12 protein-coding genes are annotated in these 11,815 nt (G+C 60.8%); 11 read left to right on the top strand and 1 reads right to left on the bottom strand.

The annotated features are described in order from the left end of the window. Positions 1-466 precede the first annotated feature (466 nt). From E4J89_RS19080 to istB, 9 genes are all read left to right on the top strand, one after another. On the top strand, positions 467-1,543 hold the full coding sequence (locus E4J89_RS19080; protein WP_136787792.1) for a hypothetical protein: 1,077 nt from the start codon (positions 467-469) through the stop codon (positions 1,541-1,543). Between the two features lie 494 nt (positions 1,544-2,037). Beyond that, the gene (locus E4J89_RS19850) at positions 2,038-2,322 is read left to right on the top strand and encodes a hypothetical protein (protein WP_240691996.1); all 285 of its coding nucleotides are present in this window, start codon (positions 2,038-2,040) and stop codon (positions 2,320-2,322) included. Positions 2,323-2,947: 625 nt separating this feature from the next. Next, positions 2,948-3,160, top strand: coding sequence for a hypothetical protein (locus E4J89_RS19065; RefSeq protein WP_136787791.1), 213 nt, complete (start codon positions 2,948-2,950; stop codon positions 3,158-3,160). A 134-nt stretch (positions 3,161-3,294) separates the two neighbouring features. Further along, entirely contained in the window at positions 3,295-3,699 is a 405-nt protein-coding gene (locus E4J89_RS19060) for a hypothetical protein (protein WP_136787790.1), read from the top strand. An 82-nt stretch (positions 3,700-3,781) separates the two neighbouring features. Further along, positions 3,782-4,198, top strand: coding sequence for a hypothetical protein (locus tag E4J89_RS19055; protein WP_136787789.1), 417 nt, complete (start codon positions 3,782-3,784; stop codon positions 4,196-4,198). 84 nt (positions 4,199-4,282) lie between these two features. Further along, complete coding sequence (locus E4J89_RS19050) at positions 4,283-4,534, top strand: hypothetical protein (protein ID WP_136787788.1); 252 nt, start codon at positions 4,283-4,285, stop codon at positions 4,532-4,534. A gap of 515 nt (positions 4,535-5,049) precedes the next feature. After that, on the top strand, positions 5,050-5,898 hold the full coding sequence (locus tag E4J89_RS19045; protein WP_136787787.1) for a hypothetical protein: 849 nt from the start codon (positions 5,050-5,052) through the stop codon (positions 5,896-5,898). Positions 5,899-6,359: 461 nt separating this feature from the next. Further along, positions 6,360-8,036, top strand: coding sequence for an IS21 family transposase (gene istA, locus E4J89_RS19040; RefSeq protein WP_136787786.1), 1,677 nt, complete (start codon positions 6,360-6,362; stop codon positions 8,034-8,036). Then, positions 8,033-8,848 carry an IS21-like element helper ATPase IstB gene (gene istB, locus E4J89_RS19035; protein WP_136787785.1) on the top strand — a complete coding sequence of 272 codons (816 nt, stop codon included), beginning with the start codon at positions 8,033-8,035 and terminating at the stop codon, positions 8,846-8,848. The genes istA and istB overlap by 4 nt, the downstream gene beginning before the upstream one ends. A gap of 52 nt (positions 8,849-8,900) precedes the next feature. On the opposite strand, the gene merA is transcribed toward istB, so the two are convergent. Further along, positions 8,901-10,343 carry a mercury(II) reductase gene (gene merA / locus E4J89_RS19030; RefSeq protein ID WP_136787784.1) on the bottom strand — a complete coding sequence of 481 codons (1,443 nt, stop codon included), beginning with the start codon at positions 10,341-10,343 and terminating at the stop codon, positions 8,901-8,903. Between the two features lie 172 nt (positions 10,344-10,515). Here merA and E4J89_RS19025 point away from each other — a divergent pair, with 172 nt between their 5' ends. Beyond that, positions 10,516-10,905, top strand: a complete 390-nt coding sequence (locus E4J89_RS19025; RefSeq protein ID WP_136787794.1) for a heavy metal-responsive transcriptional regulator — start codon at positions 10,516-10,518, stop codon at positions 10,903-10,905. A 311-nt stretch (positions 10,906-11,216) separates the two neighbouring features. Beyond that, positions 11,217-11,708, top strand: a complete 492-nt coding sequence (locus E4J89_RS19020) for a hypothetical protein (RefSeq protein ID WP_136787783.1) — start codon at positions 11,217-11,219, stop codon at positions 11,706-11,708. Positions 11,709-11,815: the final 107 nt, after the last annotated feature.

The raw sequence follows: 11,815 nt of genomic DNA, 5'->3' as shown, positions 1-11,815 counted from the left end.
CCCCGCGAAACCCCGAGCTGTTTAGCCAGCTCCCTCTTGGAGATCTTCTCCGTCGCGTATCGGTGGCGTATCTGCGCCCAAACATCCAATGTGATCACCTTCCATAATGGTCAGTGGCCTCATATTCAGTTGGCGATTTTGGCCCTATTTTCGGTCGGCGTCAACAAGCAGCCCGCATCTCGAAAAGGCTGTCAGCGACGCCGTCACCAACTCCATGGACAGCCACTACAACCTCAGCCTTCAGGCTTTGGGGGACAAGACAAAGATGCATGCCTTGCTCCAGGTGCTGAGCGAGCTGGTCTACGAAGAGCTGCAAGGCTGAGCGCATACCCCTTCTATGGCCAGCAGTGGTTTCCTGTGTCCCGTCCCACGCCCGAGTGGTGACAGAAACGGTCGTTTTTGAGCGACGATGACCGGCTGGAGATGCGGCGATATTCAGGACGGGAGTACATCTAGACTCGATCCCATGACTGAAATGGCCACCGCGGAGGACGACGCAACAGCGGAGAGCGACTTGGGGCAGGAGCGGTGGGTTTTCTTCCGAACGCACGGCCGGAAGCTTTTATATGGCTACACGATTGTTCTTCTGGTTGTGATCAGTATCCAATCCGTGTGCTTGTTTTTCCTTTGGCGTCCTCCTCAGGACTGGGTTTCTTTCATAGCGCGGTTCGTCACCAGCCCGGCATTCGCTGGAGTTTTTGCTGTCATCGCTGCCACCATTGGTGCCCGGCAGCTAGCTAAACAGCTTCTGCATACAAAGAAGAAGGCAGCCGATGAGGCCTGGTGGCAACAGTTTGAGTGGGTCACCGACCGGATCATCACGCCGGACAAGGGCGGTAAGACCAGCGGTTCAAAGTTGCCGATGTCGCTGGCCCTGGACCTCATTGCCTCCCTCACCACCATCGCAGATGGCCCTTTCCAGAAAAGTGCCGTGGAGGGGATCGCCAATCACTATTTGCTGGACTTCACGAAACTTCCGCAAGACGATTCTGAAGGTCGCGGAGCACCTGAAACTACGATCCCGTCTTCTGAGCGAGCGGAAGATCCATCCAGCGAGGGTTCGAGCATGGATGAGGCAGCAGCTAAATCTTTGGGCAACTTGCTCAAGCACCTACCCGAATCTTCGGCGTCCAGTGAATCCGCACGCCGCGCGTTGGGCGCGTACTACGAGCAGGAAGTTGGGAGTGCTCTTCGCCATCGAGGTTTTGATGTGGTCTTAGGTGCTCGAATAGTGAACGGAACGCAGCTTTTAGAAGCTGACATCATCGCCACTCGCGGCTCGAAGAAAGTCATAGTGGACGTAAAGTATTCTCTCCGGACCCTCAACGGAGCACGTATGACAGCTAAAGGGCTGCGGACGATGATGGCCGTTGAGAGAGCACGTTACGGCGTAATCGTCACGCCACCGTCAAAGACAGCAGCTCTGTTCGCCGGAGATTTGGCTGCCACCAGCGGGATCCACATAGTGCAGTGGGAACCGAGCATGCGGTCGTCTGAGCTCCTACGCCAGCTTGATCTCGTCCTCGGCGATACAGAGCCTTAACGAAGGCAAAGAACTCCACCAGGCGTGCCAAATGCCTACAAAAGAGGAAAGGCCGGCAGTCAAAAGCTGCCGGCCTTCCTGGCTTCCCTTGGGCTGAGGAAATCTGTGGTTCAGCTTGGCTGAACAGGTTTTGGTGCTGCCGCGGGCTAGTACCTCGTTGTTCCTGGTCGCGCGGCTGGAGACTTGCTAGCTGGGTGGTCACGGTTAATAGCGGTCCGTCGCTGGTGAGTGGCTGCTGTGGTTAGCCCTGGGCGGCGGACCGACCGGCCTGCGGGAGGTTCCGTACCCTGCGAATGGTAGGGCCGGGCGGCTGCTTTGGGGGATCAGCCGCCCGGCCCACCTCCAATTATTCGGTGTCGGCGGTGTGCTTGTCATCGAAGGCTTCCAGAACACAAACAAGAACCTGCACACCATCGCATCAGCATTCTCGCTGGACCCCGGCAGAGGCGGAAACCGTGATGCGCCTGGCGCGCAGCCCGCAGCAGAGGATGCCTATGGCAGCCGTGGCACGGGAGACAGCCTTCAGCACCGGCGGTTTCACCAAAATCGCCGACCGCCTGACCAAACGCAACCTCGTCCAACGCAATCCCTGCGCCGACGACCGGCGGGTTACCTATCTTGAACTCACAGAGACGGGCGTAGAACTGGCCAATGAACTGCTCTGTCTCGTAGCCGATATCGTCCGTTCCACCTACATCGACATCCTCGGCGAGGAACGAGCTGCCCTGGTTGCCGAAGCAATGGCCGAGCTCCGCGAGGCGAACCAAGACAGTAAATAAGCAAACGCCGCATCGCCCTGGCACCTGTGCACCATCTTCGGCTTTGCCGGCAGCCGGGATCCGAAGATCAGCTACAAGTGGGCCCGTACCGACGGTTCGGAGCCGAAGCCCGAAGCCCAGGCGCGCCTGCAGTTGGCTCATCGCGCGTGGACAGCCGTCTCCAGTGTCGAGGGCGAACATGTCGCCTGGCTCTGGTTTATCGGAGCCACCCCTGGCTGGGCGAAGTATCCCCGATCCAGGAGATCAGTGAACTCCGCTCGAAGGAAGTAATGGACGCGGCGGTCGCCATGACCGAAGACCGTTTCACCGGTTGATGCGGATCTGCACCGACACGGGCCTGGCCCTCATTCACACCCGCCTGACCTCGAATACACGCTGAATCTCTACGGTGCCTCCTGCCGCTGACACGGGCGCGAGCCCTCAGCGCATCCGGCACCAACTCAGTCGGAATGCCGATAACAGCGCATATGCCACGGGTAGCGGCGGCGACTCGCCTGCATATACCCGTCAACTGGTTTAGCCTGCGCGGAGCGTAGATTCTTTCGGAGCCGCTATGTACGGGCGGGCGAGAGAGCGGTGGGATGTGGGGCTCCCCGCAGCTGTATCAGGAGTTGTAGCATCAGCCATGCGCAACCTAAACCGTAAAGCGATCAACGGCAGCATCTTTGCATTCGGGATGTTCCTTGTCGGTAGCGGCATGTTCCTGGCATCCCTGATGATGGGCACTCCTCTGACGGGGACAGCTTTCAACGTTGCTTGGCTTCTGGTGACGATGGGACTTTTCTTGGCCGTCTTCTGGCTAATCGTCCATCTTCGTGCCACACGAAAGGAACCGTAGGAAGGTTGTTTCCCGCGGCTTTGTGCATGAAACGTTCGCTTATGCTGGCTTACGGGTATGCCCTCTGATGGGGAGAACGACGTAGCTCTTAGTTCGCGGTTTCCTTAACCCATACAGCTTCGACAGGAGTCTGCATGGATCACCTGCCCGTTGCGGCACGAGTGCTTCAGGGCGTGGCATTCGCGCTCACAGTCACTGTTGCTCTGGCTGCCCTGCTCTATCCCCTGTACACCGTGGAGTCATCTTCGGGAGGATCGGGGAATCCGAGCAGTCCGGTGGTGACCGAACAGCTGACCTTGCTTGCCGTCAACGGGCCGGTGCTCTTCGTGCCGTTGCTGATCCCGGTGATCCTGACCGGGCTTCCGCTTTTCATTCCCGGGAAACCGTGGAGGGGCCTGTCCATCGCCGTAACCATTCTCCTGGCAGCCTTTATCTGGATCGGTTCAGCATCCATAGGCTGGTTCTACGTGCCGGCCCTCCTCGCCTCAGCCTGCGCCCTCCTGGTCCAGCCAGCGGAGAGACATACTGCGGCTTCTTGAGACATTCTGGGGCGGAACGTGGTGGTCGATCCCGCACGGACTCGTCCACACGGTCGGACAAATCCCGGCCCGGCTAAGCCTCGTGGAGGATTCCCTCGGCTGGGAGCAGGCGACGGTGATTCCGGTTCGCGGCACGGGCCGGACTTTCGAGATCCCCATCCCGGACGATTGGCTCTCGTTGTGCCGCGCCTTTCCCCTGGAAGTCACCGCGTCCCGCCGAGACGACTGGTTCCGCGTCACGGGACGCGATGGCCGGTGGGTGATCCCGGACTGGGAACGCGTCGCGGAACAGTGGGACGCCGTGCACCTCGCGGTCCAGGGCTATTTCAGCAGCGCCACGCGCGCACTCCACCTCGACCCCGACACGGCATCAGTCATCGCCGGCTGTGCCCGACAGCACCATCTGGCTGACGGACGTCGCACGCGATTGGGAGGGCCCGCGGCAGGCATGGCAGCGAGAACCGGCAACGACTCCTGGACGCCCCTTCAATCCGACTAGGGGTTCCCATTCATTCGCAGGGACCTCCACCGGCGAGCAGCAGCAGCCACAGTGCCGGGTTGGTCCCTCCTGCATACTCGGGACATGGACACCACGACTGTCGATCCCCGCGACCAAACCTGGGAGGTAGACCGCCCTCGGTACCGGGTGTACTTCTGGGCCGGAACAAACTCGGATGAGTGGGAGGTCTCCGGTGCAGACATTCCTGAGGTCATCGACTGGGCAGAGTCGAACCGGGAAGGCCGCTCGTACACCCTTTACGCGTGCGTCCCGGTAGACGGGCTTGGCTTGGTTCGCCTTGCTGGAGTTGATCCGACCGCTGCGCCACGGGGCTAAGGGCACAGATGGAAGGCGATTGGGTCAAAACCCGTTCGCCTTCACAGAACTTGCGGTCCAGTTACGCACTTGGCCTGTGACCCTTGGCCTAAACCCGGCGGTGGATGTCAAAACTTGATGGGTCTAAAACGGTCGTATTTGACTGATGTTCTTTAGGGCCCAAACGGTCGGCGACGGGGAGTCCGGCCATTCGCGCCAAGGATTCTTGCTTTGAGTGCTGGGGCCTCCCGGCTGATACTTAGCCCATGGGTACGCACGCATGGACGAACTGGGGTGCCTACTCTGCAGGCGAAGCGGAGAGAGAGAACTTTGACGATGAGTTGCATTCCGACAGGTCCTTCATAGGAGGACCTGTCAGCTTCGGCCCATACAAGCTATCTATCGTCATCCGGAACAACTCATTAATTGGACCGGCAGTCATCCTCCGCGGTGCAGTTCATGCTGACCTAACTCCCCAAATAGTGCAGGATGGTGCGCTTGCTCCACCGGACTCGAACTCGTACCACGGTGGGACAATGAGCGATGAAATTGCAGCACTGATCTCGCTCGCGCTTGGCGTACGCCTTCGCGTTGCTGGAACACGTCGCTTGTCGGGAATCCATGAACCTGGTCTGGATCAGCATCCAATCTATTTGGATGTGCCCCGGCTCGCCCATCCTGGTCCAACGGGTCGTGAGCAGCTACCCTCGGCTATGACTCGCCCTTCTGACCTGCGTGACCTCTCCCGACTGGAGACTTTTTACCGCCTCAGCGAAAGGGATCAAGTTGAACTTATCCGGGCTGCACGCGCTTATTCCACAGCAGTTTGGTGGGCTAACGAGGATGCCAACCAAGCGTGGCTGCAACTAGTAACGGCAGTGGAAATCGCTGCTAAGCATCGGCAGAGAAGCTCCGTTTCGGCAACCGATCTGCTAGAGGACATGTGGCCCGAGGTCTGGAGGGAACTAGCTTTAGCTGACGAGGAAATAAGGCAGAACGTCGCCAAGGAGTTGGCTCCACTCGTACGTTCGGCCAGGGCTTTCAGGGATTTTCTGACCGACTGCGCCCCGCAGCCACCGGCGCAGCGGCCCGAGCATAGTTCTTTGGATTGGTCTGGTATGCGCCGCCACGCGAAGGTTATCTATGAACACCGCTCGAAGGCTTTACATGCTGGCAAGCCCTTCCCTATGCCGATGCAGAACCCGCCTTCCGTCGAGAGTGCCGGCGCAGTTCAAGAAGTCCCCTGGGGGCTAAATGCTGGCGGTCTAGGGGGCGTATGGGATGCTTCCGAGTCCCCCATGTTGCTGCAAACCTTCGAATATATTGCGCGAGGAGCGCTGCTTACGTGGTGGGATGAGCTTCCAGTGCAAGGTCCAGACCTGTAGGAGAAATTGTCCACCAGTTCTTAGGCGTTTCCCCTGATCGGGGGCTGATCAGGGGGAACCCGCACAGTACGTGCCATCGTCTTCTCAGTTCAGAACACATCCAAAATACGTCGTTTCTGACTCGCCCCGGCGCTGCCCACCCAAGGTGACCAGGATCAGACGTCGCCCGGACAAGGCCGGATACCCTTAGTAAGGCTGAATTTTTCGAGGGGGGATAAAGCAGTGAGCATGACCGAGAAAGAAATGAGGGCGCTGACCCTCAAGGTAGGGTGTGACTACTGCGGCGCACAACCAGGTGAACCGTGTCGTACGTCCTCTGAGTATGTCAGTCTGATCGGAGCCCACTAGGACGGCCCGAACGGTACCCACCAGCGGACATGCCGAACCTAATGACGGCTTGAATGGTACCCACCTGTGAACGTTGATCCATCCAGTGTTGGATCGACGACGGGAGGGCCGGGATGGGGTCAAGAGTGGAGTTGTTCGCGCAGATTCGGAGGGATGCCCGGGTGGAGGGCGCGTCAATCCGGGAGCTTGCCCGCAGGCACCAGGTGGCGCGGAAAACCGTGCGTAAGGCGTTAAGTTCCCCGGTCCCGCCAGAGCGTAAAACTCCTGTGCGGTCCTCGCCGCGGCTTGATCCTTTTAAACCGACGATCGACGCCATGCTCGTCGAGGACACGACGGCGCCGAGGAAGCAGCGTCACACTGCCCGGAGGATTCTTGCCCGGCTCATCGAGGAGCATGGAGCGGACGAGTTGTCGTATTCGACGGTGCGTGACTACGTTCGGGTCCGCCGGGCGCAGATCGATGTGGAGGCCGGCCGCCGGGTTGAGGTATTTGTTCCTCAGGAGCACGCCCCGGGCGCTGAAGCGGAAGTGGACTTCGGTGAAGTCTGGATCGTGCTGGACGGGGTAAAGACGAAATGCCACATGTTCATCTTCCGGCTGTCTCACTCCGGCAAAGCCATCCACCGGATTTACCCCACCCAGGCCCAGGAAGCGTTTCTGGAAGGCCACGTCGAGGCGTTCAACGAGATCGGCGGCGTGCCGGTCAAACATATCCGCTATGACAACCTCACCAGTGCCGTCAGGGCCGTGGTGTTCGGTCAGGGGCGGAACCGCCTGGAAAACGACCGGTGGGTGTTGTTTCGCTCGTTCTATGGATTTGATGCCTTTTATTGCCAGCCAGGTCTTGCCGGCGCTCACGAGAAAGGCGGGGTCGAGGGCGAGGTGGGCTGGTTCCGCCGCAACCGGCTTACTCCGATGCCCGTGGCGAGGTCCCTTGATGAGCTCAACGACCGGATCCGGAGCCGGGAGGTTCAAGACGATCAGCGGCGGATTGATGGCAGGATCCGCACTATCGGCCAGGACTTCGCCGCCGAGCGCCCGTTCCTGGCACCGTTGCCGGCCGAAGAGTTCGATCCCGGTCTGGTGTTGAACCCGAGAGTGGACCGGTCCTCAATGATTACCGTGCGGATGGTGAAGTACTCGGTGCCAGCACGGTTCATCGGTCGGCGGGTCCGGGTTTCATTGCGGGCATCCGAAGTTGTGGTGTTCGACGGCCGCGCGGTGGCGGCCCGGCATCAGCGGATTATTGCCAAGGGCGGGCAGTCGGTCCAGTTGGACCATTATCTGGAGGTCCTCAAGACCAAGCCCGGCGCTTTGCCTGGTTCCACTGCTTTGGCCAGGGCGCGGGAGTCGGGTGCTTTCACCAGCGCCCATGACGCCTTCTGGTCTGCCTCGCGCAGGGTCAACGGTGATGCCGCGGGGACCCGTGAGCTGATTGACGTCCTGCTGCTGCACCGATCGATGGAAGCCGAAGACATCGAGGCAGGGATCACCGCAGCCCTTGGAGTAGGTGCCGTCAGTGCCGACGTCGTGGCGGTTGAAGGCCGCAGACATGCCTCCAGCATCCCTGCTGGTGGGTCCCGTCCTGACCGTCATCGCGGTGCTCATGCTGAAGCGAAAGTGCAACGAGTTGTCAGCCTGACCCAGCGCCGGCTGATGGACCCGGCGGCGGTCATCGCCGGGCTCCCTCCAGACAAGCGACCGCTGCCGGCGATCAGCGCCTATGACGAGCTGCTGGCCAAACGCACCGAACACTCCGCAGGAACCGCGTCGAAGGAGAACATCTCATGAGCCCCACCGCACCGGCCACCACCATCACCCCAACCCTGCGACGGCGCCGCGGTCTGACTGAGCAGGCCGCGGTCGCGGCCGTGGACCAAGCATGCCGCCGATTGCGCCTGCCCACCATCCGGGCGGTTCTGGACGAAGCTCTGACCGTCGCGGGGAAGGAACAACTCTCTTACCAAGGCTTCCTGGCCGAGCTGCTGCTGGCCGAATGCGATGACCGGGACCGTCGCTCCTCAATCCGACGCGTCAAAGCCGCGAACTTTCCCCGGGATAAATGGCTCGGTGATTTCGATTTCGACGCGAACAAGAACATCAACCCCGCTACCATCCATACCCTCGCTACCGGCGAATGGATTAGAAAAGGTGCACCGCTATGCCTGATCGGGGACTCCGGAACCGGCAAATCCCACCTGCTTATCGGGCTGGGCACCGCCGCGGCGGAGAAGGGATACCGGGTCAAATACACTTTGGCCACCCGGCTCGTGAACGAACTCGTCGAAGCCGCCGACGACAAAGTCCTCGCCAAGACCATCGCCAGATACGGCCGAGTGGACCTGCTCTGCATTGACGAGCTCGGCTATATGGAACTGGACCGGCGCGGCGCCGAACTCCTCTTTCAGGTCCTCACCGAACGCGAAGAGAAGAACTCCATCGCCATCGCCAGCAACGAGTCGTTCTCCGGCTGGACCAAGACATTCACCGACCCGCGCCTCTGCGCCGCGATCGTTGACCGGTTGACCTTCAACGGCACCATCATCGAAACCGGCACCGATTCCTACCGCCTCGCCCACAGCCTGACAAGGAACGCGCACTAAAAGGTAGCCGCGGCCGCCCACCCCACGAACACATAGGTTGTCGTTGACCACATCATGCCGCGCAGCAGGACAGTTTGGAGACGTCAGTAGTGAAGGACTGGGCTGCTATCTTGATGCCTTCGGCCATGGTCAGATAGGGGCTCCAGAGATTCGCGACCTGATCAACGGTCATCCCGGCCTCCAGAATGTAAACCCCTGCGGCGGCGATGTCCCCGGCGTCCTTACTCACGGCAGTGATCCCTGCAATCCGACCCGTGTCCGCGTCGGCAACGATCTTGATGAAGCCGCGGGTATCACGGTTCACCAGCGCGCGAGGGATAAATTTGAGCGGCAGAACCCGGCACATGCACCGGATCCCTGCCTGGTTAGCTTCTTTGTCCGTCATCCCGACGGCGGCCAGGGCAGGGCTGGTAAACGTGACCCGGGGCAGGTGCCGGTAGTCGACCTCTCGCCCGGCACCCTCGAAGGCGTTCTCCACCATCAGGGCCCCGTGCGCGGCGGCTACATAAACGAACTCGGGGTGCCCCGTCACATCACCCGCGGCCCAGATCCTCGGATTAGTACTGCGAAGGCTCCCGTCGACCAGGACTTCCCCGCGGTCCCCGGTTTCGACGCCGACCATGCAAAGGTTCAAATCCTCCGTGACCGGGCGCCGGCCTGTTGCCATGAGCAGGCGCGCGGCCCTGAACTCCTCGTTTCCTTCTGAGACGGAAGCATCCACGACCACGTCCCCCGACACCTGATCGGTCCGGACCGAGGACACTGTCGCTCGACGGACGACCCGGATGCCCTCATCGGCGAAGACACCGGCGAGGGCATGCCCGGCTTCAGGCTCTTCGGCCGAGGCGAGCTTGGAGCGGACCAGGATGGTCACCTCCGTGCCGAGCCGGGCGAAAAGCTGCGCCTGCTCCAGCGCCACATACCCGCCGCCCACCACCAGCATCGAAGCGGGAACGTCCTGCAGCTCCATCGCACTCGTGGACGTCAGATAATCCACCTCGTCCATTCCCGGCACGTCCGGGATCCACGGGGTGGAGCCGGTCGCGACCAGGTAGTGTTCCGCACTGACTGTCTCGGTGGTTCCGCCCGGGGCGGTGATGTTCAAAACCGGTGCGGCCGCGGTTCCGGCGAACACCGCCGTCCCCTGCCGCAGGTTCCATCCATAGTCCGCGGCGAGGTCCACATACTTCTCTGACCGCATGGATTCGACCAGTGAGCGCTTCCCGGCGACCAGTTCGGGCATATCCACCGGCTCTGCGGAGGTGCTGATACCGGGGAACCGTCCGGAAGCATCGAGGGCGACATGGCGGGCTTCCGCGGCGGCCAGCAGGGCCTTGGACGGAATGCAGCCCGTGTTCACGCACGTGCCTCCCACAGTGCTGCGCTCCACCATCAACACCCGCTTGCCACGATTGGTTGCCCGGATGGCCGCAGCGAAAGCGCCCCCGCCGGAACCGATAATGGCCAGGTCATAATCGAAAGATGCTGCCGACACGAGGGTCTCCTGAAGATGGAAGGGAAGCAGCCGCCAGCACACCTGTTGCTCAACCGACCGCCATGTGCAGCCTTCGACCGAAGACCTGCTCTGCATCCCATTCTCAACCTTCCCCTACACTGGAATGTCAAGGAATCGCCGTCCTGGCCGCCTGCCAAGAAATGAGTTCATGATGCGTATCGGTGAGGCCGCGGCAGCGGCAGGGATGACAACCAAGACGCTACGTTTCTACGAGGACAGCGGGCTTCTCCCGGCAGCGAAAAGATCCCCTAACGGCTACCGGGACTACCCTGACGACTCCGTGGCCAGACTCGAATTCATCCGCCGCGGACGGGCCGCAGGCCTCGCGCTGACCCAAATACGCGAAATTCTTGCCCTCCGTGACGCCGGAGAAGCCCCCTGCGCCCACGTCCAGGACCTTCTCTCCAACCAGCTGGCCGAACTGGACCACCAGATTTCTGAACTGATGGCGCTGCGATCCATCGTCGCCGGCCTCCACGCCACTGCCGCGTCCGGGACCGACGCAAGCTGCGATCCCGAACAAATCTGCAGCTACCTCTGACGCACTACTCCGCCGGACGCCAGCTTCCAACAACCGGGACCCCGGGTATGGTCCCAACCCGCGGCAGTGGTTTCACAGACCCAGAAACCACGCCAAGAACCCCTAGACACCCTCACAACATCATCCCCGGACGTCCGGCTGGTGGGTACCGTTCGGGCCGTCCTAGTGGGCTCCGATCACGTTGACACAATCAGTCCTCCGGCTCACAAGCATCTTCCAACCACGCCGACCGTAACGCAGTCAGTGGGGCCTTCTTCCGCGAGGGCTATGAGATGGGGTACTTGGACCGAGACGCGGAAGATCGTTGACTCTTGAGCACCAGCGCGGATACTGCGTTCCTACGGCATATGGCGGCTTACGAGCCGACCTTAGAAAGCTGGAGACTCAGAGCTCAGAAACTTGAAGAGCCGCAGCCGGGAAGCGAGCTTTCCGAGGACAACAAAGTCTTTCTGCAACCCATCAGCGATGAGGCTCGCCTGTCTCTTATCTCTGCAGGAGAACATCTCCGGCTAGCTTGGACGGCTATCAAAGCAGGAGAGCTGTACCCAACTGCCCACTTCACGACATTGCGGGGCGCCCTAATGGCTGCATCGCAAGCCGTGTATATTCTGGGCCCGGATGATCCGGGCGTCCGTCGAGAGCGGGGACTCGCCGTCATCGTTGAGTCTTATCACCGGTTGCGACAGTTCCATGTGGAGTGCCTCAACATGCCAGATTTAGGTGAAGACGACCGCCAGAAAATTCATGACCATCTCGTCTGGCTCGACACCCGAAAAGCGGGGGCCAAGGGACTATCCCTTTAACGGTGTATCCGGCGGTTTCCATTAGTAGTTTTCAGCGGTCGGGAACCGGTCGCTGAAGGTGATGGCGAATGCGTTGAGAGCGGGCTTCCAGCGCGTTACCCATCGCA

The organism is Arthrobacter sp. CAU 1506 (genome assembly GCF_005047635.1).
Classification (GTDB): domain Bacteria; phylum Actinomycetota; class Actinomycetes; order Actinomycetales; family Micrococcaceae; genus Crystallibacter.
The sequence above is the reverse complement of the archived record's forward strand: the minus strand, read 5'-3'. Positions and strand labels throughout refer to the sequence as shown.

Excerpts from the sequence above, each read along its gene's own strand:
- E4J89_RS19080 (WP_136787792.1), top strand. The coding sequence starts at position 467 with ATGACTGAAATGGCCACCGCGGAGGACGACGCAACAGCGGAGAGCGAC.
- E4J89_RS19850 (WP_240691996.1), top strand. The coding sequence starts at position 2,038 with ATGGCAGCCGTGGCACGGGAGACAGCCTTCAGCACCGGCGGTTTCACC.
- E4J89_RS19065 (WP_136787791.1), top strand. The coding sequence starts at position 2,948 with ATGCGCAACCTAAACCGTAAAGCGATCAACGGCAGCATCTTTGCATTC.
- E4J89_RS19060 (WP_136787790.1), top strand. The coding sequence starts at position 3,295 with ATGGATCACCTGCCCGTTGCGGCACGAGTGCTTCAGGGCGTGGCATTC.
- E4J89_RS19050 (WP_136787788.1), top strand. The coding sequence starts at position 4,283 with ATGGACACCACGACTGTCGATCCCCGCGACCAAACCTGGGAGGTAGAC.
- E4J89_RS19045 (WP_136787787.1), top strand. The coding sequence starts at position 5,050 with ATGAGCGATGAAATTGCAGCACTGATCTCGCTCGCGCTTGGCGTACGC.
- istA (WP_136787786.1), top strand. The coding sequence starts at position 6,360 with ATGGGGTCAAGAGTGGAGTTGTTCGCGCAGATTCGGAGGGATGCCCGG.
- istB (WP_136787785.1), top strand. The coding sequence starts at position 8,033 with ATGAGCCCCACCGCACCGGCCACCACCATCACCCCAACCCTGCGACGG.
- E4J89_RS19025 (WP_136787794.1), top strand. The coding sequence starts at position 10,516 with ATGCGTATCGGTGAGGCCGCGGCAGCGGCAGGGATGACAACCAAGACG.